We start from the raw sequence: 17,864 nt of genomic DNA, 5'->3' as shown, positions 1-17,864 counted from the left end.
TAATCGTTTTTAATTAGTGATTGCAAGTTATTTTAAATTTAGGTAGGATTATTTGTAGTCTTTATATATTAATTTTTTCAATATTTTTCTTTTATAGTTGGAGTGGATATGTCAGAACTTAACCAAGAGCAATTAGATTTTATTAATAGGTTAGGAGTTCCATTAGAAAAAGTATTTAATGCTACAGGACATAAACGGAAAGATTATCGAGAAATAATGAAAGATAATGGATATATTTTAGCCTATGGCGTAACTCCATGTAAACGAGGACATGAACTTCGTACTCGATCTGGAAATTGTGTTATATGTCGCCCTGATAATTTAAGCTACAATGAAAGAGAACATAAAGAAGGATATATTTATATTGCTGTGTCGTTTGTAGAAAGTATAGTAAAAATAGGGGCTTCAACCAATTGTGAAGCTCGTATAAAAAATTTAAATGTTGAACAATATGCGAATATCAGTGATTGGCAATTAATTGGATATTTTTCTACCCAAGATATGGGAGAAGTTGAGAGACAAATTCAACAACTTTTTAAATCATATAAAGTTAAAAGAACATATTATAAAAATGAAAAAGAAACTATTGCGACAGAGATATATCAAGTAGATTTATTGACGGTAATTAATTCAATTAAGAATTTAAGCTATAACTTTGATTTTATAAATGAAGCGTTAGCTCAAAAGTACATCAAAACTTGTGACTTAAAAGATAATAGTAATTTTATTGGTGTTGAGATAAAAAATATAGCTCAAAATGATAATGCTACTCTTGATAATAAATCAAATTTAAGAATAATAGAACAACTAGTTGGAGTGGATATGTCAGAACTTAACCAAGAGCAATTAGATTTTATTAATAGGTTAGGAATTCCATTAGAAAAAGTATTTAATGCTACAGGACGTAAACGGAAAGATTATCGAGAAATCATGGAAGATAATGGGTATATTTTAGCCTATGGCGTAACTCTGTGTAAAAGAGGACATGAACTTCGTAATAAATTTGGAAACTGTGTTATGTGTCGCCCAGATACTTTAAGCTACATGAACAGAGAGCATCAAGAAGGATATATTTATATTGCTGTGTCGTTTGTAGAAAGTATAGTAAAAATAGGGGCTTCAACCAATTGTGAAGCTCGTATAAAAAATTTAAATGTTGAACAATATGCGAATATCAGTGATTGGCAATTAATTGGATATTTTTCTACCCAAGATATGGGAGAAGTTGAGAGACAAATTCAACAACTTTTTAAATCATATAAAGTTAAAAGAACATATTATAAAAATGAAAAAGAAACTATTGCGACTGAGATATATCAAGTAGATTTATTGACGGTAATTAATTCAATTAAGAATTTAGGCTATAACTTTGATTTTATAAATGAAGCGTTAGCTCAAAAGTACATCAAAACTTGTGATTTAAAAGATACTAGTAATTTTATTGCTGTTGAGATAAAAAATATAGCTCAAAATGATAATGCTATTCTTGATAATAAATCAAATTTAAGAATAGAACAACTAGAAAATAAAGAAAAGACTAATCAAAAAAGCAATATTATTGATAAATTATATCAAAAAGGGTATATCTATATTGCGGTATCATGTACAGAATGTGTAGTAAAAGTAGGAACATCAGCTGACTACAAAACGTGTGTTAAAAATATAAATATCCAACAATATGGTAATATTGATGATTGGGTATTAGTAGGGTATTTTTATACTCAAAATCTAGAAGAAGTTGAGCAACAAATCAAGAACATATTGGTGTCTTATCAGAGCAAAAGAACTTTTTATCAAGATGGAAAATTCATTGATGTAAATGATATATATAACGTAGATTTATTGATAGTTATTAATTCAATTAAAGGTTTGAATTATAAGTTTGATTTTATAGATGAATATTTTAAAGAATCTTATATTCAAATTTGCAAATCAAAATTTTCACATTATCGTGATAGTACAAATAAAAATGATAGTTTTATAGTGCAAAATAAATCTAATGCCAAGAGAAAAAAAGTGAATAATCAAAATGGGTCTAATCAAGTAAATAATAATCTTGATAGAGTAAATTCTTTAGATGATAATATTAAAGTTTTTGATAAAAAATCTAAAAAGAAATCAAGAAATACTAAACAAATTAGTAAAGTAGATTTTAATGACTTGATGAAAAGATTGGATAATCATACTATCAATGATTTAAATGATAACCATGTAAGTAATGATGAACAAAAAATCATTACGAATCATCCATATCAAGTACAACATATCAATGCTTCTCGCAATAGAAATAAGAAGGAAAGAAAGGATAATGAAAATAGTATTAGTGTTGTTAAATATATTTGTATTAGTATTATTGTTATTTTATTAATTATTTACTTTTACAAATAGATTCAAAACTTTTAGTGGTAGTTTGAAAAGAGTGCTAGTAAGATTTTCTTTACTAGCATTGTTGAATCAAAATCTTAAGGCGTAGCAAACATCAAACGTATCATTTCATTTAAACGCTGGCGTTGATATTCATTGCTTAGCACTTTTTCTTTGAGAATAATCTCTACATCTTTATCAAAAATAGATTGTTGTTTAAGTTGCTGTGCATAAGGATTTGGGCGAGATTTCATACGACTGAAATTATATTCACCTTTCATAGTAATTCAACTCTATTCTCATATAAAATAAAAAACATTTAATGCCTGTTCAATATCCGCAATTAAATCATTCACATCTTCTAAACCAATACAAAAACGTACTAAGTACCCTTTTTTTAGATGAGTTTGCGGTAATTGACGCATTTTTTTTACATCATACAACATCACCAAACTGGTTGCTCCACCCCAACTATAGCCTAATTTAAAGAGTTTTAAAGCATCACAAAAACGGCATACTGCATTCCAATCGTAGCGTTCATCAATAATGATGCTAATCAAACCTGCACTTAAACTTGTTTGACAGCTTTCACGCCAAAAGCCATGACTAATATTATCAGGGTCAGCAGGGTGTAATACTTGAGAGATAAAAGTTTGTTGTTTAAGCCAGTCGAGTAAAACCATAGCATTAATAGATTGTTGGCGATAACGTAAAGCCATACTTGGTAAACTACGGTAAATCGTAGCACAATCATCACCTGATACACAAATGCCTTGTAAAGCGTGTACACGCAATAATTGATGATGTAAATTTTTATCTACTGTTACTACACTACCCATTAAAATATCGCCACCACCACTTGGATATTTGGTTAAAGCATGCACTGAAATATCAACTGCTAAATGTTCATCAGTTAAATCAAATGGTGAATAAGCTAAACCAGCTCCCCAAGTACTATCGAGTGCAGTTAAAATATTGAAAGATTGTGCTTTTTTGATGAGATTTTTTAAATCTGGAAATTCCATCGTAACCGAGCCAGTGGCTTCTAACCATAACAATTTTGCTTTCTTTGATGGTTGGAAACTTTCGACATCAAGTGGATTATAGATTTTTAAGATAATGCCATATTGTTTTTGTAAATATTGTAAATGTTCTAAATTGGGGCCATAACTATTATCGGGTAACCATACTTCATCGCCATGTGTTAAAAAGGTGCTATTGACTAAATTAATTGCAGATAAACCACTAGGAGCAAGTAAACAATATTGCCCACCCTCTAATAAAGCAATTTGGTCAGCTAAACTATAAGTCGTTGGTGTGCCATGTGTACCATAACTATAATCATAAGCATCTGTCCAATGACGATTGAGCATGGCAGATGTATTTTTAAACACAATTGTTGATGCTCGATATACTGCAGGTTGTAGGGTTTCTATATTTTGTGGTGCTTGACGATGATGAATAAGTTTGGTTTGTAATGTAGGCATTGTGTACTCAAATTAAGATAATCATGTATAAATATTATTCTAGTAGAGAAATAATAAGAAAGCAATTATCCTTTGATTTTATTTTATAAATTTAGCTGTAAATTGCAGACTAATCACATGAGTGATTTAAATTATTGATTTAATTAAAATATTAAAAAAATAAAAATCAATAATTCATTAAACATCAATATCTTATTATATTTAATGAGATTACTCTATAAATTGTTGCAAAAAAAATCATCATTTGTTATAATGAATAATCCCATAAATGGGTAATATGTTTATGTTTTAAACATATTTCATTGTTTATATCATGGCATCGTTCATGATTACAGTGTTTTTCACTGCCTTTGAATATTTTGTGGATTTAAAATAAACAAAATTGCATCAAAGGTGATTCTTTATTTATTTTGGCTTGGAGTTTTACTGGTATGTCTAACCAGCGAATCCGTATCCGTCTTAAGTCTTTTGATCATCGCTTAATTGATCAATCAGCTCAAGAGATCGTAGAAACCGCTAAGCGTACAGGGGCACAAGTGTGTGGTCCTATTCCGATGCCTACTCGCATCGAACGCTTCAACGTTTTAACGTCACCACACGTCAATAAAGACGCTCGTGACCAATATGAAATCCGCACTTATAAGCGTCTTATCGATATCGTACAACCTACAGATAAAACTGTAGATGCGTTGATGAAATTAGATTTGGCTGCTGGTGTTGATGTACAGATCGCATTGGGATAAGGCTTTCGATTGATTAACTTAAATTAAATTAGTTAATCGAGCCGTAATTTAAGAGGTTTACACACATGGCTATTGGTTTAGTCGGTCGCAAATGCGGTATGACTCGCATTTTTACAGAGACCGGCGTCTCTGTGCCAGTTACAGTGATCGAAGTCGATCCAAACCGTATCACACAAATTAAAACACTTGAAACTGATGGTTATCAAGCAATTCAAGTAACTACAGGCGAGCGTCGTGAATCTCGTGTTGCAAATGCTCAAAAAGGTCATTTTGCAAAAGCGGGTGTGGCAGCTGGTCGTTTAGTAAAAGAATTTCGTGTTTCTGAAGCGGAGCTTGAAGGTCGCGAAGTTGGTCAATCAATTGGTGTTGATTTATTTGCTGTTGGTCAAATTGTTGATGTTACTGGTCAATCTAAAGGTAAGGGTTTTCAGGGTGGTGTAAAGCGTTGGAATTTCCGTACGCAAGATGCTTCTCATGGTAACTCTGTTTCTCACCGTGTATTAGGTTCTACTGGTCAAAACCAAACACCAGGACGCGTATTTAAAGGTAAAAAAATGCCGGGTCACTTAGGTGATGTGCGTGTAACTGTACAGGGTTTAGAAATCGTATCGATTGATGCAGAAAAATCAATTTTAGTTGTAAAAGGTGCAATTCCTGGTGCAACTGGTGGAGACGTAATTGTACGTCCTACTATCAAGGCTTAATGAGGGGAAATAACGTGAATTTAAAAACTGTTTCCGGCTCTGCGGTTGAATTGTCTGAAGTAACATTTGGACGTGAATTTAACGAAGCTCTTGTTCATCAAGTGGTTACTGCTTATTTAGCAGGTGGTCGTCAAGGTTCTCGCGCTCATAAATCTCGTGCAGATGTATCTGGTGGTGGTAAGAAGCCATTCCGTCAAAAAGGTACAGGTCGTGCACGTGCTGGTTCTATTCGTAGCCCAATTTGGGTTGGTGGTGGTAAAACATTTGCCGCTCGTCCACAAGATTGGTCGCAAAAAGTAAACCGTAAAATGTACCGTGGTGCAATGCAATGTATTTTGGCTGAGTTAGTTCGTCAAGAACGCTTAGTGCTAGTGGATAATATTCAAGTATCTGCTCCAAAAACAAAAGAATTACTTGCAAAATTAAACGAATTAAACGCAACTCGTGCTTTAATCGTTACTGATGCTGTTGATGAGAACTTGTATTTAGCTGCTCGTAACTTGCCACATGTTGATGTGGTTGATGCAACTGCAATTAATCCAGTAGATTTAATTGCGTTTGATAAAGTTGTGATGTCTGTGGCTGCTGCTAAGAAAATTGAGGTAGAACTCGGATGAATAACGAACGTATCTATCAGGTCTTAAAAGGGCCAGTATTCTCAGAAAAAGCGCAAATTTTAGGTGATACTGCTGGTGTTCAAGTATTTAAAGTTGATATCAATGCAACTAAACTTGAAATTAAAAAAGCAGTAGAAAAACTCTTTGGTGTTGAAGTTGTTAAAGTAAATACAACAATCACTAAAGGTAAAACTAAACGCTTTGGTCGTACATTAGGACGACGTTCTGATGTTAAAAAAGCATACGTCACCCTGAAAGCTGGTCAAGATGTAGAAATGGCTGACTTGGGCGATACCGCTGAGAATGCAGCGGAATAAGGACGAAAATTATGCCGATTCAAAAATGTAAGCCAACGTCTCCAGGTCGTCGCTTTGTAGAGAAGGTGGTACATGATCATCTTCACAAAGGTCGTCCTTATGCACCGTTGGTAGAAGCTAAAAAACGTACTGGTGGTCGTAATAATAACGGTCACATTACTACTCGCCATGTTGGTGGTGGTCATAAACAGCACTATCGTATTGTTGATTTTAAACGTAATAAAGATGGTATTCCAGCTGTTGTAGAGCGTATTGAATACGATCCAAACCGTACTGCTCATATTGCATTATTAAAATATGCAGATGGTGAACGTCGTTATATCATTGCACCAAAAGGTTTGCGTGCAGGTGATAGTGTACAGTCAGGTAATGATGCTCCTATCCGTACAGGTAACTGCTTGCCACTTCGTAATATGCCATTAGGTTCTACACTTCATAACTTAGAATTGAAAATTGGTAAAGGTGCTCAATTGGCACGTTCTGCTGGTGCTTCAGTTCAATTATTAGGTCGTGATGGTTCTTATGCAATTATTCGTTTGCGTTCAGGCGAAATGCGTAAAGTACATGTAGACTGCCGTGCTGTAATTGGCGAAGTTTCTAATAGCGAAAATAACCTTCGTTCATTAGGTAAAGCTGGTGCTTCACGCTGGCGTGGTGTTCGTCCTACCGTACGTGGTATGGCTATGAACCCTGTAGATCACCCACATGGTGGTGGTGAAGGACGTAACAAAGGTATTCAGCCTGTAAGTCCATGGGGTCAAAAAGCTAAAGGGTACAAGACTCGTACTAATAAGCGTACTTCTAAGATGATTATCCGCGACCGTCGTGTCAAGTAACAAGTAAAGGAATCTGACTAATGCCTCGTTCATTGAAAAAAGGTCCATTCGTCGATGCGCACTTGTTTGCTAAGGTTGAAGCGGCTATTGCGAGTAATTCTCGTAAGCCGATTAAAACTTGGTCTCGTCGTTCGATGATTCTTCCAGATTTTGTTGGTTTAACAATTTCTGTGCATAATGGTCGTAACCATGTTCCTGTAATTATTACAGAGCATATGGTTGGACATAAATTGGGTGAATTCGCTCCAACTCGTACCTATCGTGGTCACGGTGTTGATAAGAAGTCTAAACGTTAATAGGTGTCATGATGGAAGTTACTGCAAAATTACGCGGTGCCGCTATCTCGGCACAAAAAGCTCGCTTAGTTGCTGATCAAGTACGTGGTAAATCTGTTGCTCGTGCTTTGGATATTTTAAATTTTAGCAATAAAAAAGCAGCAGTGCTGGTTAAAAAAGCACTTGAATCAGCGATTGCGAATGCTGAACATAATAACGGTTTAGATGTAGACGATTTGAAGGTAACAACGATTTTTGTTGATGAGGGTATGAGCTTAAAGCGTATCATGCCTCGTGCAAAAGGTCGTGCAGATCGTATCACTAAGCGTACTTGTCATATCACCGTTAAGGTAGGGGTTTGATATGGGTCAAAAGGTTCATCCAATTGGCATTCGTTTAGGTGTTGTGAAACGTCACAATGCTAACTGGTATGCTAATCCGAAACAATATGCTGACTATTTGCTTAAAGATTTGCAAGTTCGTGAGTTTTTAAATAAAGAACTTAAAAATGCAATGGTTAGTAATATTCTTATCGAGCGTCCTACTGGTGCAGCTAAAGTAACAATTAGTACAGCTCGCCCTGGTATCGTGATTGGTAAGAAAGGTGAAGATATTGAAAAATTACAGAACAAACTTGCTAAAATCATGGGTGTTCCTGTACAAGTCAGTATCAATGAAATTGATCGCCCAGATTTAGACGCACGTTTAGTTGCAGAAGCAATTGCTTCACAATTAGAAAAACGTGTAATGTTCCGTCGTGCAATGAAACGTGCGGTACAAAATACGATGCGTGCTGGTGCTAAGGGTATCAAAGTTGAAGTTTCTGGTCGTTTAGGTGGTGCGGAAATCGCTCGTACAGAATGGTATCGTGAAGGTCGTGTACCTCTACATACACTTCGTGCTGATATTGATTATGCAACTATGCGTGCTGAAACAACTTATGGTACTATCGGCGTTAAAGTATGGATCTTCCGTGGTGAGATTTTGGGTGGTATGAAACAAGTTATGAACCCAACTCCAGCTGAAGAGCGTCCAGCTAAACGTGGTCGTGGTCGTGGTGAAGGGCAAGAACGCCGTCGTCGCAATAATGACCGTGCTGCGGACAAGGGAGAATAATCCATGTTGCAACCTAAACGTACTAAATTCCGTAAAGTGCATAAAGGCCGTAATACAGGTTTGGCACATCGTGGAAGTACAGTATCATTTGGTAGTATTGCATTAAAAGCTACAGAACGCGGTCGTATGACTGCTCGTCAAATTGAAGCTTGTCGTCGTACTATCAGTCGTCGTATTAAGCGTGGTGGTAAAATCTTTATCCGTGTATTCCCTGATAAACCAATTACTGAAAAACCATTAGAAGTTCGTATGGGTAACGGTAAAGGTAATGTGGAATATTGGGTTTGTGAAATTAAACCTGGTAAGATTCTGTACGAAATTGAAGGTGTAAACGACGAATTAGCGAGCGAAGCATTTGCTTTAGCTGCTGCTAAACTTCCGTTTAAGACCACTATCGTGACTCGGACGGTAATGTAAATGAATACTAAAGATCTACGTGAAAAATCGGTAGAAGAGTTAAAAGCTTTACTTGATGAACAACAATTAAATCAGTTTCGTTTGCGTATGGCAAAATCAACTGGTCAATTGAGTAAAACACATGAAGTAAAAGTTGCTCGCAAAACTATTGCTCGCATTAAAACACTCCTTACCGAAAAACAGGGGAACGGACAATGAGTGAAAAAGTAGTCCGCACGTTAACAGGTAAAGTCGTAAGTGACAAAATGGATAAATCTATTGTTGTACTTATTGAACGCCGTGTTCAACACCCGGTGTACGGCAAATCAATTCGCCGTTCAACCAAATTACATGCTCATGATGAAAACAATACTGCTAAAATTGGTGATATTGTAACTATCAAAGAAAGTCGCCCAATTTCAAAGACTAAATCTTGGGTTTTAGTCGATGTAGTTGAAGCTGCTACTGAGTAATTAACGTTTTTATTGCATTATTAGCCAAATTCGGGTATCATATTTACTCGAATTTGTGGCTAGTAGTGCTTGGTTTTTGGAGTAGGGCAATGATTCAGACCGAAACTATGCTCGACGTTGCAGATAACAGCGGTGCTCGCCGTGTACAATGTATTAAAGTACTAGGTGGTTCACATCGTCGTTATGCTTCTGTTGGCGACATTATTAAAGTGACTGTAAAAGAAGCTATTCCGCGTGGCCGTGTTAAAAAAGGTGACGTGATGAATGCAGTTGTTGTTCGTACAAAATTTGGTGTGCGTCGTCCAGATGGTTCATTAATCCGTTTTGATGATAATGCAGCAGTATTGTTGAATAATAACAAAGCTCCGATTGCTACTCGTATTTTCGGACCAGTGACACGTGAACTTCGTACTGAACAGTTCATGAAAATTATTTCATTGGCTCCAGAAGTTTTGTAAAAAGAGGCAGTCATGGCAAAAATTAAAGCAGGCGATCAAGTTATTGTGATTGCTGGTAAAGAGAAAGGTAAACAAGGTACAGTTTTATCAGTATCTGGTGACCGTGTTAAGATTGAAGGTCTTAACTTAGTAACGAAGCATCAAAAGCCAAATCGTTTAACTGGTGCTGAAGGTGGTATTGTTAAACAAGAAGCTTCGCTTCATATTTCAAATGTGGCAATTTTAAATGCTGCAACCCAAAAGGCTGACCGTGTTGGTTATCAAGTTGTAGATGGTGTAAAAACACGCGTTTACAAATCTAATGGTGAACCAGTGGCGGTGGCGAAGTAATAGGTTGGAAAGGCAATGGCCAGACTTAAAACTCGTTATAATGAAGAGCTTAAAGCTAAGTTAAAAGAAGAACTTGGTTTAGCTAACGTGATGGAAATTCCTCGCATCACTAAGATTACTCTCAATATGGGTGTTGGTGCTGCTGCAACTGACAAAAAATTGTTAGATGGTGCAGTTGCTGATATGCAATTAATTGCTGGTCAAAAACCAGTAGTAACATTGGCTCGTAAGTCAATTGCAGGTTTTAAAATTCGTGATGGTTGGCCGATTGGTTGTAAAGTAACCCTTCGTGGTGATCAAATGTATGAATTTTTAGATCGTTTGATTTCGATTGCTATCCCACGTATTCGTGATTTCCGTGGTTTTTCTTCAAAATCTTTTGATGGTCGTGGTAACTATTCTATGGGTCTAAAAGAGCAAATCGTTTTCCCTGAAATTGATTTTGACAAAATTGACCGTATCCGTGGTTTAGATATTACAATTACTACAACTGCTCGTAATGATGATGAAGGTCGTGCACTTCTTCGTGCGTTCGGCTTCCCATTTAAGTAAGAGGTCGATATGGCTAAGAAAAGTATGGTAAATCGTGAGTTAAAACGCGAGAAAACTGTTGCAAAATATGCTGCAAAACGTGCTGAATTAAAAGCAGTTATTGCTAATGTGAATGCAAGTGAGGAAGAGCGTTTTGAAGCAATGTTGAAATTACAAGCATTGCCTCGTAATGCCTCTCCTGTTCGTTTACGCAATCGTTGTGGATTGACAGGTCGTCCACATGGCTATTTCCGTAAATTTGGTTTAAGTCGTAATATGTTGCGTTTAACAGTAATGCAGGGTGATGTACCTGGTGTTGTTAAGGCAAGCTGGTAAGGAGCTACAAAATGAGTATGCAAGATACAGTTGCCGACATGTTAACTCGTGTTCGTAACGCACAAATGGCAAAGAAAGAAACTGTTTCTATGCCAAGCTCTAAATTAAAAGTTGCTATTGCAAATTTATTAGAGAAAGAGGGTTATATCTCAAATGTTGAAGTAGCACAAGATGGTGTTAAATCAACTTTGACTTTAACTTTAAAATATTTTGAAGGCAAACCAGTTATTGAAACGATTAAACGTGTAAGCCGTCCAGGTTTACGTCAATATCGTGCAAAAGATAGCTTACCAAGTGTTAAACAAGGTTTGGGTATTGCAATTATTTCTACAAGCAAAGGTATCATGACTGATCGTGCAGCACGTGTTGCAGGTATTGGTGGTGAAGTAATTGCTTTTGTTTCTTAATTAAGGTGATTCCTCATGTCTCGTGTGGCTAAAGCCCCAGTAACTGTGCCAAATGGTGTTACAGTTACTCAGAACGGTCGGCAGGTCGAAGTGAAAGGTAGTAAAGGTACACTATCTTTCAACCTGCATGCACTGGTCGAGTTGAAACAGGAAGAAGGTAAACTTCAAGTTGCTCCTGTAAAAGAGTCTAAAGACGCTTGGATGCAAGCTGGTACTGCTCGTGCTGTATTAAATAACCTTGTGAAAGGTGTAAGTGAAGGTTTTGAACGCAAATTACAACTTATTGGTGTTGGTTATAAAGCTGCAGTTCAAGGTAATGTTGTGAATTTAAACTTAGGTTATTCACACCCTATTAACTACACTTTACCTGAAGGTGTAACTGCTGAAACTCCAACTCAAACAGAAATTGTTTTGAAGTCTGCAGATAAACAAAAATTAGGTCAAGTTGCAGCAAATATTCGTGCATATCGTGCTCCTGAACCATATAAAGGTAAAGGTGTGCGTTATTCAGATGAAGTTGTACTTCGTAAAGAAGCTAAGAAGAAGTAAGGGTGTAAAAGATGAACGAAAAGAAACAATCTCGTTTGCGTCGTGCAAAAAGCACTCGTTTACACATCCGTGCTTTAGGTGCAATTCGTTTGTGTGTAAATCGTACACCACGTCATATCTATGCGCAAATTATTTCAGCAGATGGTGGAAAAGTTTTAGCTCAAGCTTCAACTTTAGATGCTACTTTGCGTAGCGGTACAACTGGTAATGTTGAAGCTGCAAAGAAAGTAGGTGCATTAATTGCTGAACGTGCAAAAGCTGCTGGTATTACAGCTGTTGCTTTTGACCGTTCGGGTTTTAAATATCATGGTCGTATCAAAGCATTAGCTGATGCTGCTCGTGAAGGTGGCTTGGAGTTCTAATCATGGCAAAAGTTGAACAAAACGAAGGTCTCGTTGAAAAGCTGGTTGCTGTAGATCGTGTAGCCAAAGTTGTAAAAGGTGGTCGTATTTTCTCTTTCACAGCATTAACTGTGGTAGGTGATGGTAATGGTCGTGTAGGTTTTGGTCGTGGTAAAGCTCGTGAAGTGCCTGCTGCAATTGCTAAAGCTTTAGAGGCTGCACGCCGTAATATGATTACTGTAGATTTAAATGGTACAACATTACAGCATCCAGTAAATGCTCGTCATGGTGCAAGCCGTGTTTATATGCAACCTGCTTCTGAAGGTACTGGTGTAATTGCTGGTGGTGCAATGCGTGCAGTGTTAGAAGCTGCTGGTGTTCAAAATGTACTTGCTAAATGCTATGGATCTACAAATGCTGCGAATGTTGTAAATGCAACATTTAAAGGTTTACGTGATATGACTTCTCCAGAAAAAGTTGCTGCTAAACGTGGTCTTTCTGTAGAAGAAATTCAAGGGTAATCAATCATGAAAACGATTAAAGTTACCCAGACTAAGTCTTCATCACATCGTTTAGAAAAGCATAAACAATGTTTGAAAGGTTTAGGTCTGCGTCGTATTGGTCATACTGTAGAAGTGCAAGATACGCCTTCTAACCGAGGTATGATTAATAAAGTGTATTATATGGTTAGTGTAGAGGAATAACACATGACTCTGCGTTTAAATGAACTTGCACCTGCTGAAGGTGCTAAACGTGAACATCGCCGTTTAGGTCGTGGTATTGGCTCTGGTGTTGGTAAGACTGGTGGTCGTGGTATCAAAGGTCAAAAATCACGTAAAAGTGGTGGTGTGCGTCCAGGTTTTGAAGGTGGTCAAACTGCGATCTACCGTCGTTTGCCAAAGTTTGGCTTTACTAGTCAGATTGCACTTAAAACAGCAGAAGTACGTTTGTCTGAATTAAATAAAATTGAAGGCGAAACTATTAGCCTTGAAACTTTAAAAGCAGCAAATATTGTGCGTAAAGATATGTTGCGTGCTCGTATTATTCTTTCTGGTGAAGTAACTCGTGCATTTACTGTTCAAGATGTAGCATTAACTAAAGGTGCTAAAGCTGCTATTGAGGCTGCTGGTGGTAAAGTCGAGGGGTAATGAAAGGTGTTAAAATCTCCTAGTTTAGATGGTCATGTGCAAAAAGGGCAACCTTTTCATATTAAATATCGTGATCTTATTCGCCGAATGATGTTTCTACTTGGAGCTTTATTGGTATTTCGACTAGGGGTACACATTCCTTTACCTGGTATTGATAACCAAGCATTAGCAGAGTTTTTTAAACATAATGAAGGAACTTTTGTTGGTTTATTCAATATGTTTTCTGGTGGTGCTTTGGAAAGAATGTCAATTTTCGCTTTAGGAATTATGCCTTATATTACAGCTTCTATTGTCATACAGCTTGTTACAAGTATTGTTCCTGCTTTAGAAGCTCTTAAGAAAGAAGGTGAACAAGGACGCCGTAAAATTAATCAATATACACGTTATGGAACTTTAGTTTTAGCACTAGTACAAGCAATGGGTATGAGTGCAGGACTAATTAGTCAGAATATTACTTCTACGACTGGATTGGCATTTTATATTCCTGCAGTAACTTCTTTGGTTGCTGGGACAATGTTCTTGATGTGGCTTGGTGAGCAAATTACTGAACGTGGTATTGGTAATGGTATATCAATGATTATTTTTGCAGGTATTGTTGCTGCATTACCTTCAACTATTTTGCAGTTTTTCCCAGTAGAAAGTAGTGATAAATTAATTCCACTTATTTCTTTAGGAGTATTATCGCTAGCTGTTTTAGTTGGTATTGTGTTTATTGAAAAAGCACAACGTCGCGTAACTGTGAATTATGCACAAAAACAGCAAGATAGAAGAATGTTTTCTGCTCAACAATCACATTTGCCATTTAAAATTAATATGGCAGGTGTGATTCCTGTAATTTTTGCAAGTTCATTATTGATGGTACCAGCAAGTTTAGGTCAATGGTTAGGTGATCCTAATGCAGGCCCAGTGAAGCGTATGCTACAAGATGTGTCTATTTATCTTGGGTATGGGCAACCATTATATATCGTGTTATTTGCTGTATTGATTATTTTTTTCTGCTACTTTTATTCTGCTTTGATGTTCAGTCCAAAAGAAATTGCTGAAAATTTAAAGCGTAGTGGTGCTTATGTGCCTGGTATTCGTCCAGGTGAACAAACGGCTCGCTATTTAGATCAAGTTCTGGGGCGTTTGACATTCATTGGTGCGATTTATATTACAATCATTTGTGTGTTACCGATGTTGATACAAAACTCATTGGGTTTATCAAGTAGTTTACATTTACAAGGTACTTCATTATTGATTGTTGCTGTTGTTGCAATGGACTTTATTGCTCAATTGCAATCACATTTAACATCACATCAATATACTAATCAAACCTTAATGAAGAAAAATACTAGTTCTACTGAGTAAAGAGAGAAGTTATGAAAGTGCAAGCTTCTGTTAAAAAAATTTGTGGTAGCTGTAAAGTTATCCGTCGTAATGGGGTTATTCGCGTTATTTGTAGCGCAGAACCTCGTCATAAACAGCGTCAAGGTTAAAAAATATCTTTGAACTGTTGATTTCAGTGGGTGAATTAAGTTATTATTGCAGGTCTTAACCTTAAGATGAGTTTTATAATTTAATTCCCTTTATTGGAGAAAGTAAATGGCTCGTATTGCCGGTGTAAATATTCCGGATAACAAGCATGCAGTAATCTCACTTACCTATATTTTTGGTATCGGTCGCTATACTGCTCAGCAAATTTTATCTGCTGTAGGTATTGCTCCAACAACAAAAATTCGTGAGTTAGATGATGCTCAACTCGATGCGATTCGTGCAGAAGTTGCCAAAATCCCTACGGAAGGTGACTTACGTCGTGAAATTTCTATGAACATTAAACGTTTATTAGATTTAGGCTGCTATCGTGGTCTTCGTCATCGTCGTGGCTTGCCTGTCCGCGGTCAACGCACAAAAACTAACGCGCGTACTCGTAAGGGTCCTCGCAAACCGATTAAAAAGTAAGATTTCTGGAAGCTAAAAGATGGCTAAAGATACTCGCACACGCAAGAAGGTCTCTCGTACCGTTTCTGAAGGTGTTGCACACATTCACGCGTCTTTTAATAACACCATTGTGACGATTACAGATCGTCAAGGTAATGCATTGGCTTGGGCCACTTCAGGTGGACAAGGCTTCCGTGGATCACGTAAATCAACTCCATTTGCTGCTCAGGTGGCTGCTGAAGTTGCTGGTAAAGCAGCTTTAGATTATGGTTTGAAAAACTTGGATGTGCTTGTAAAAGGTCCAGGTCCAGGTCGTGAATCTGCGGTTCGTGCATTAGGTGCAGTGGGTTATAAGATTAATAGCATTACCGATGTGACTCCAATTCCTCACAACGGTTGTCGTCCACCTAAAAAACGTCGCGTATAAGGAGAAACATTCATGGCTCGTTACATTGGTCCAAAATGCAAACTCTCTCGTCGTGAAGGGACGGATCTGCAATTAAAATCAGGCGTTAAACCATTTGATGTTAAGACTAAGAAGCATGCAAAAGCACCAGGTCAACATGGTCAATCTCGTGCTAAACAGTCTGAATACTCATTACAATTACGTGAAAAACAAAAAGTTCGTCGTATTTATGGTGTGTTAGAACGTCAATTTAGTAATTATTACAAAGAAGCAGCACGTATTAAAGGTGCAACAGGTGAAAACTTATTAAAGTTACTTGAAAGCCGCCTAGATAACGTTGTATATCGTATGGGTTTTGGTTCTACTCGTGCAGAAGCTCGTCAATTAGTAAGTCATCGTAGCATTACATTAAATGGTCGTCGCGTAAATATTGCGTCTATTCAAGTTAAAGCAGGTGATGTAATTGCTGTGCATGAAGGTGCTAAACAACAATTGCGTATTAAAAATGCAGTTGAGTTAGCTAGCCAACGCGGTATCCCTGCTTGGTTAGAAGTTGATCATGCTAAGTTAGAAGGTGTTTTCAAATCTGCACCTGATCGTTCAGATTTATCTGCTGACATTAACGAAAGCTTGATTGTAGAATTGTATTCTAAATAATCCTTGAGGTAGCAATAAATGACGCGTACTGCAAATGAGTTTCTTACACCGCAAGCAATTAAAGTTGAAGCGGTGAGTGAAACTTCAGCAAAAGTAATTCTAGAACCTTTAGAGCGTGGCTTTGGTCATACTCTAGGAAATGCTTTACGTCGTATTCTTTTATCTTCTTTACCTGGTGCAACTGTGGTTGAGGTGGAAATTGAAGGTGTAGAGCATGAATACAGTACTTTAGAAGGCTTGCAGCAGGACATCGTCGAGCTCTTGCTAAATCTAAAAGGGTTGTCTATTAAGCTATTCGATCAAAATGAGGCATATTTGACATTAGAGAAACAAGGTCCTGGAGATGTTACTGCTGCAGATCTTCGTTTACCTCATAATGTTGAAGTGGTAAACCCAAATCATTTGATTGGTACTCTAAGTGCAACAGGCTCGCTTAAAATGCGTTTGAAAGTTGCACAGGGTCGTGGCTATGAAACATCTGATGCTCGTTTTTCTGAAGGTGAAACTCGCCCTGTAGGACGTTTGCAACTTGATGCAAGCTATAGCCCTGTAAAAGGGGTGTCTTATACGGTTGAAAATGCCCGTGTAGAACAGCGTACAGACTTAGATAAGCTGATTATTGATTTAGAAACTAATGGTACTGTAGATCCTGAAGAAGCGATTCGTAAAGCAGCTACAATTTTGCAACAACAAATTGCAATTTTTGTAGACCTTCAGAAAGATCACACTCCTGTAAATACAGAACCTAGTGAAGAGGTTGATCCAATCTTGCTTCGTCCAGTAGATGATCTAGAGCTTACTGTTCGATCTGCTAACTGTTTAAAAGCAGAAAATATTTATTACATTGGTGATCTTGTACAGCGTACTGAAGTTGAGTTATTAAAAACACCTAACTTGGGTAAAAAATCGCTTACAGAGATTAAAGATGTGTTGGCTTCTAAAGATTTGCAACTTGGTATGCGTTTAGATAACTGGCCACCTGCTAGTTTGAGAATGGATGACCGTTTTGCATATCGTAGCCGTAATTAAGTAGGACTATCGCCATGCGTCATCGTAATAGTGGTGTGAAATTAGGCCGTACAAGCAGTCATCGTAAAGCGATGTTCCAAAATTTGGCAAATTCTTTATTTGAACATGAGTTAATTAAAACAACTGTGCCTAAAGCAAAAGAATTACGCCGAGTTGCTGAGCCTTTAATCACTTTAGCAAAAAACGATACAGTAGCAAATCGTCGTTTAGCATTTGCTCGTACTCGTAATGCTGCAACTGTTGGTAAATTATTTACCGTACTTGGCCCTCGTTATAAAGAACGTAACGGTGGTTATTTACGAGTTCTTAAAGCAGGCTACCGTGCTGGAGATGCAGCACCAATGGCTTATGTAGAGCTTGTAGATCGTGAAGTAAAATAATTTTAGGTTTATAATCTAAAATAAAAAGACCGATAAATGTGATT

The 17,864-nt window shown here is 37.0% G+C and carries 31 protein-coding genes; 29 read left to right on the top strand and 2 right to left on the bottom strand.

From position 1 onward, the window contains the following. The first annotated feature begins 108 nt into the window (after nt 1-108). A complete protein-coding gene (locus LU301_RS10305) occupies nt 109-2,388 on the top strand; it encodes a GIY-YIG nuclease family protein (protein ID WP_305270510.1) in 2,280 nt (759 codons plus the stop codon). Between the two features lie 74 nt (nt 2,389-2,462). Here the strand turns inward: LU301_RS10305 and LU301_RS10300 are convergent, their stop codons facing one another. Together LU301_RS10300 and LU301_RS10295 are read right to left on the bottom strand one after the other, a co-directional pair. Then, nucleotides 2,463-2,645: a hypothetical protein gene (locus LU301_RS10300; protein WP_305270508.1), complete on the bottom strand. Its 183-nt coding sequence runs from the start codon at nt 2,643-2,645 to the stop codon at nt 2,463-2,465. An 18-nt stretch (nt 2,646-2,663) separates the two neighbouring features. Next, nucleotides 2,664-3,851: a PLP-dependent transferase gene (locus tag LU301_RS10295; protein ID WP_305270506.1), complete on the bottom strand. Its 1,188-nt coding sequence runs from the start codon at nt 3,849-3,851 to the stop codon at nt 2,664-2,666. 431 nt (nt 3,852-4,282) lie between these two features. Here LU301_RS10295 and rpsJ point away from each other — a divergent pair, with 431 nt between their 5' ends. From rpsJ to rplQ, 28 genes are all read left to right on the top strand, one after another. Next, nucleotides 4,283-4,594 carry a 30S ribosomal protein S10 gene (rpsJ, locus tag LU301_RS10290; RefSeq protein WP_000070912.1) on the top strand — a complete coding sequence of 104 codons (312 nt, stop codon included), beginning with the start codon at nt 4,283-4,285 and terminating at the stop codon, nt 4,592-4,594. Between the two features lie 65 nt (nt 4,595-4,659). Continuing rightward, nucleotides 4,660-5,298, top strand: coding sequence for a 50S ribosomal protein L3 (gene rplC / locus LU301_RS10285; RefSeq protein WP_305270503.1), 639 nt, complete (start codon nt 4,660-4,662; stop codon nt 5,296-5,298). Nucleotides 5,299-5,312: 14 nt separating this feature from the next. Beyond that, nucleotides 5,313-5,915: a 50S ribosomal protein L4 gene (rplD, locus tag LU301_RS10280; protein WP_305270502.1), complete on the top strand. Its 603-nt coding sequence runs from the start codon at nt 5,313-5,315 to the stop codon at nt 5,913-5,915. Next, nucleotides 5,912-6,232, top strand: coding sequence for a 50S ribosomal protein L23 (rplW, locus tag LU301_RS10275; RefSeq protein ID WP_305270501.1), 321 nt, complete (start codon nt 5,912-5,914; stop codon nt 6,230-6,232). The genes rplD and rplW overlap by 4 nt, the downstream gene beginning before the upstream one ends. 11 nt (nt 6,233-6,243) lie before the next feature. Further along, the gene (gene rplB, locus LU301_RS10270) at nt 6,244-7,068 is read left to right on the top strand and encodes a 50S ribosomal protein L2 (RefSeq protein ID WP_305270499.1); all 825 of its coding nucleotides are present in this window, start codon (nt 6,244-6,246) and stop codon (nt 7,066-7,068) included. A 20-nt stretch (nt 7,069-7,088) separates the two neighbouring features. Continuing rightward, on the top strand, nt 7,089-7,364 hold the full coding sequence (gene rpsS, locus LU301_RS10265) for a 30S ribosomal protein S19 (RefSeq protein WP_305270498.1): 276 nt from the start codon (nt 7,089-7,091) through the stop codon (nt 7,362-7,364). Between the two features lie 11 nt (nt 7,365-7,375). Then, nucleotides 7,376-7,705 (top strand): 50S ribosomal protein L22, encoded by a 330-nt coding sequence (gene rplV / locus LU301_RS10260; protein ID WP_305270497.1) that lies wholly within the window; start codon nt 7,376-7,378, stop codon nt 7,703-7,705. A gap of 1 nt (nt 7,706) precedes the next feature. Continuing rightward, complete coding sequence (gene rpsC, locus LU301_RS10255) at nt 7,707-8,459, top strand: 30S ribosomal protein S3 (RefSeq protein ID WP_370692197.1); 753 nt, start codon at nt 7,707-7,709, stop codon at nt 8,457-8,459. Between the two features lie 3 nt (nt 8,460-8,462). Beyond that, nucleotides 8,463-8,876: a 50S ribosomal protein L16 gene (gene rplP, locus LU301_RS10250; protein ID WP_305270496.1), complete on the top strand. Its 414-nt coding sequence runs from the start codon at nt 8,463-8,465 to the stop codon at nt 8,874-8,876. After that, a complete protein-coding gene (rpmC, locus tag LU301_RS10245; RefSeq protein WP_305270495.1) occupies nt 8,877-9,074 on the top strand; it encodes a 50S ribosomal protein L29 in 198 nt (65 codons plus the stop codon). Continuing rightward, nucleotides 9,071-9,328: a 30S ribosomal protein S17 gene (gene rpsQ / locus LU301_RS10240; protein ID WP_305270494.1), complete on the top strand. Its 258-nt coding sequence runs from the start codon at nt 9,071-9,073 to the stop codon at nt 9,326-9,328. Before rpmC ends, rpsQ begins: the two co-directional genes overlap by 4 nt. Nucleotides 9,329-9,417: 89 nt before the next feature. Further along, nucleotides 9,418-9,786: a 50S ribosomal protein L14 gene (rplN, locus tag LU301_RS10235; protein WP_305270493.1), complete on the top strand. Its 369-nt coding sequence runs from the start codon at nt 9,418-9,420 to the stop codon at nt 9,784-9,786. A gap of 12 nt (nt 9,787-9,798) precedes the next feature. Next, nucleotides 9,799-10,116 (top strand): 50S ribosomal protein L24, encoded by a 318-nt coding sequence (gene rplX, locus LU301_RS10230; protein ID WP_305270492.1) that lies wholly within the window; start codon nt 9,799-9,801, stop codon nt 10,114-10,116. Nucleotides 10,117-10,131: 15 nt separating this feature from the next. Continuing rightward, entirely contained in the window at nt 10,132-10,668 is a 537-nt protein-coding gene (gene rplE, locus LU301_RS10225; RefSeq protein ID WP_305270489.1) for a 50S ribosomal protein L5, read from the top strand. Nucleotides 10,669-10,677: 9 nt separating this feature from the next. Continuing rightward, nucleotides 10,678-10,983 (top strand): 30S ribosomal protein S14, encoded by a 306-nt coding sequence (gene rpsN / locus LU301_RS10220; protein ID WP_305270487.1) that lies wholly within the window; start codon nt 10,678-10,680, stop codon nt 10,981-10,983. Nucleotides 10,984-10,994: 11 nt separating this feature from the next. Then, the gene (gene rpsH / locus LU301_RS10215; protein WP_305270485.1) at nt 10,995-11,390 is read left to right on the top strand and encodes a 30S ribosomal protein S8; all 396 of its coding nucleotides are present in this window, start codon (nt 10,995-10,997) and stop codon (nt 11,388-11,390) included. A 15-nt stretch (nt 11,391-11,405) separates the two neighbouring features. Then, nucleotides 11,406-11,939, top strand: coding sequence for a 50S ribosomal protein L6 (gene rplF, locus LU301_RS10210; protein ID WP_305270483.1), 534 nt, complete (start codon nt 11,406-11,408; stop codon nt 11,937-11,939). Between the two features lie 11 nt (nt 11,940-11,950). Beyond that, nucleotides 11,951-12,301 (top strand): 50S ribosomal protein L18, encoded by a 351-nt coding sequence (rplR, locus tag LU301_RS10205; RefSeq protein ID WP_305270481.1) that lies wholly within the window; start codon nt 11,951-11,953, stop codon nt 12,299-12,301. A gap of 2 nt (nt 12,302-12,303) precedes the next feature. Beyond that, entirely contained in the window at nt 12,304-12,801 is a 498-nt protein-coding gene (gene rpsE / locus LU301_RS10200) for a 30S ribosomal protein S5 (protein ID WP_305270479.1), read from the top strand. Nucleotides 12,802-12,807: 6 nt separating this feature from the next. Further along, nucleotides 12,808-12,984, top strand: a complete 177-nt coding sequence (rpmD, locus tag LU301_RS10195; protein ID WP_305270477.1) for a 50S ribosomal protein L30 — start codon at nt 12,808-12,810, stop codon at nt 12,982-12,984. Nucleotides 12,985-12,987: 3 nt separating this feature from the next. Next, nucleotides 12,988-13,428, top strand: coding sequence for a 50S ribosomal protein L15 (gene rplO, locus LU301_RS10190; RefSeq protein ID WP_305270475.1), 441 nt, complete (start codon nt 12,988-12,990; stop codon nt 13,426-13,428). Between the two features lie 6 nt (nt 13,429-13,434). Further along, nucleotides 13,435-14,778 (top strand): preprotein translocase subunit SecY, encoded by a 1,344-nt coding sequence (secY, locus tag LU301_RS10185; RefSeq protein WP_305270473.1) that lies wholly within the window; start codon nt 13,435-13,437, stop codon nt 14,776-14,778. An 11-nt stretch (nt 14,779-14,789) separates the two neighbouring features. Further along, nucleotides 14,790-14,906 carry a 50S ribosomal protein L36 gene (rpmJ, locus tag LU301_RS10180; RefSeq protein WP_000867907.1) on the top strand — a complete coding sequence of 39 codons (117 nt, stop codon included), beginning with the start codon at nt 14,790-14,792 and terminating at the stop codon, nt 14,904-14,906. Between the two features lie 106 nt (nt 14,907-15,012). After that, on the top strand, nt 15,013-15,369 hold the full coding sequence (rpsM, locus tag LU301_RS10175; RefSeq protein WP_305270470.1) for a 30S ribosomal protein S13: 357 nt from the start codon (nt 15,013-15,015) through the stop codon (nt 15,367-15,369). Between the two features lie 19 nt (nt 15,370-15,388). Further along, the gene (gene rpsK / locus LU301_RS10170) at nt 15,389-15,775 is read left to right on the top strand and encodes a 30S ribosomal protein S11 (RefSeq protein WP_004641037.1); all 387 of its coding nucleotides are present in this window, start codon (nt 15,389-15,391) and stop codon (nt 15,773-15,775) included. A gap of 12 nt (nt 15,776-15,787) precedes the next feature. After that, nucleotides 15,788-16,411, top strand: a complete 624-nt coding sequence (gene rpsD, locus LU301_RS10165; protein ID WP_305270466.1) for a 30S ribosomal protein S4 — start codon at nt 15,788-15,790, stop codon at nt 16,409-16,411. 18 nt (nt 16,412-16,429) lie between these two features. Continuing rightward, a complete protein-coding gene (locus tag LU301_RS10160; protein ID WP_305270464.1) occupies nt 16,430-17,440 on the top strand; it encodes a DNA-directed RNA polymerase subunit alpha in 1,011 nt (336 codons plus the stop codon). 14 nt (nt 17,441-17,454) lie between these two features. Further along, a complete protein-coding gene (rplQ, locus tag LU301_RS10155) occupies nt 17,455-17,820 on the top strand; it encodes a 50S ribosomal protein L17 (protein ID WP_305270463.1) in 366 nt (121 codons plus the stop codon). Nucleotides 17,821-17,864 lie beyond the last annotated feature (44 nt).

The organism is Moraxella sp. ZY210820, assembly GCF_030674635.1.
In the GTDB taxonomy this organism is placed as follows: domain Bacteria; phylum Pseudomonadota; class Gammaproteobacteria; order Pseudomonadales; family Moraxellaceae; genus Acinetobacter.
Note: the sequence above shows the minus strand (reverse complement) of the source record. Positions and strands in the feature narration are given on the sequence as shown.

Bases quoted from the DNA above. Each gene is read 5' to 3' on its own strand.
- rpsN (WP_305270487.1), top strand. From the start codon at position 10,678: ATGGCTAAGAAAAGTATGGTAAATCGTGAGTTAAAACGCGAGAAAACT.
- rpsE (WP_305270479.1), top strand. From the start codon at position 12,304: ATGGCAAAAGTTGAACAAAACGAAGGTCTCGTTGAAAAGCTGGTTGCT.
- rplR (WP_305270481.1), top strand. From the start codon at position 11,951: ATGAACGAAAAGAAACAATCTCGTTTGCGTCGTGCAAAAAGCACTCGT.
- rplC (WP_305270503.1), top strand. From the start codon at position 4,660: ATGGCTATTGGTTTAGTCGGTCGCAAATGCGGTATGACTCGCATTTTT.
- rpmD (WP_305270477.1), top strand. From the start codon at position 12,808: ATGAAAACGATTAAAGTTACCCAGACTAAGTCTTCATCACATCGTTTA.
- LU301_RS10160 (WP_305270464.1), top strand. From the start codon at position 16,430: ATGACGCGTACTGCAAATGAGTTTCTTACACCGCAAGCAATTAAAGTT.
- rplB (WP_305270499.1), top strand. From the start codon at position 6,244: ATGCCGATTCAAAAATGTAAGCCAACGTCTCCAGGTCGTCGCTTTGTA.
- LU301_RS10300 (WP_305270508.1), bottom strand. From the start codon at position 2,645: ATGAAAGGTGAATATAATTTCAGTCGTATGAAATCTCGCCCAAATCCT.
- rplE (WP_305270489.1), top strand. From the start codon at position 10,132: ATGGCCAGACTTAAAACTCGTTATAATGAAGAGCTTAAAGCTAAGTTA.
- rpsD (WP_305270466.1), top strand. From the start codon at position 15,788: ATGGCTCGTTACATTGGTCCAAAATGCAAACTCTCTCGTCGTGAAGGG.
- LU301_RS10295 (WP_305270506.1), bottom strand. From the start codon at position 3,851: ATGCCTACATTACAAACCAAACTTATTCATCATCGTCAAGCACCACAA.
- rpmJ (WP_000867907.1), top strand. From the start codon at position 14,790: ATGAAAGTGCAAGCTTCTGTTAAAAAAATTTGTGGTAGCTGTAAAGTT.
- rplV (WP_305270497.1), top strand. From the start codon at position 7,376: ATGGAAGTTACTGCAAAATTACGCGGTGCCGCTATCTCGGCACAAAAA.
- rpsM (WP_305270470.1), top strand. From the start codon at position 15,013: ATGGCTCGTATTGCCGGTGTAAATATTCCGGATAACAAGCATGCAGTA.
- rplO (WP_305270475.1), top strand. From the start codon at position 12,988: ATGACTCTGCGTTTAAATGAACTTGCACCTGCTGAAGGTGCTAAACGT.
- rpsJ (WP_000070912.1), top strand. From the start codon at position 4,283: ATGTCTAACCAGCGAATCCGTATCCGTCTTAAGTCTTTTGATCATCGC.
- rpmC (WP_305270495.1), top strand. From the start codon at position 8,877: ATGAATACTAAAGATCTACGTGAAAAATCGGTAGAAGAGTTAAAAGCT.
- rplQ (WP_305270463.1), top strand. From the start codon at position 17,455: ATGCGTCATCGTAATAGTGGTGTGAAATTAGGCCGTACAAGCAGTCAT.
- LU301_RS10305 (WP_305270510.1), top strand. From the start codon at position 109: ATGTCAGAACTTAACCAAGAGCAATTAGATTTTATTAATAGGTTAGGA.
- rpsQ (WP_305270494.1), top strand. From the start codon at position 9,071: ATGAGTGAAAAAGTAGTCCGCACGTTAACAGGTAAAGTCGTAAGTGAC.
- rplP (WP_305270496.1), top strand. From the start codon at position 8,463: ATGTTGCAACCTAAACGTACTAAATTCCGTAAAGTGCATAAAGGCCGT.
- rplN (WP_305270493.1), top strand. From the start codon at position 9,418: ATGATTCAGACCGAAACTATGCTCGACGTTGCAGATAACAGCGGTGCT.
- rpsK (WP_004641037.1), top strand. From the start codon at position 15,389: ATGGCTAAAGATACTCGCACACGCAAGAAGGTCTCTCGTACCGTTTCT.
- rplW (WP_305270501.1), top strand. From the start codon at position 5,912: ATGAATAACGAACGTATCTATCAGGTCTTAAAAGGGCCAGTATTCTCA.
- rplF (WP_305270483.1), top strand. From the start codon at position 11,406: ATGTCTCGTGTGGCTAAAGCCCCAGTAACTGTGCCAAATGGTGTTACA.
- rpsC (WP_370692197.1), top strand. From the start codon at position 7,707: ATGGGTCAAAAGGTTCATCCAATTGGCATTCGTTTAGGTGTTGTGAAA.
- rplX (WP_305270492.1), top strand. From the start codon at position 9,799: ATGGCAAAAATTAAAGCAGGCGATCAAGTTATTGTGATTGCTGGTAAA.
- rpsH (WP_305270485.1), top strand. From the start codon at position 10,995: ATGAGTATGCAAGATACAGTTGCCGACATGTTAACTCGTGTTCGTAAC.
- rpsS (WP_305270498.1), top strand. From the start codon at position 7,089: ATGCCTCGTTCATTGAAAAAAGGTCCATTCGTCGATGCGCACTTGTTT.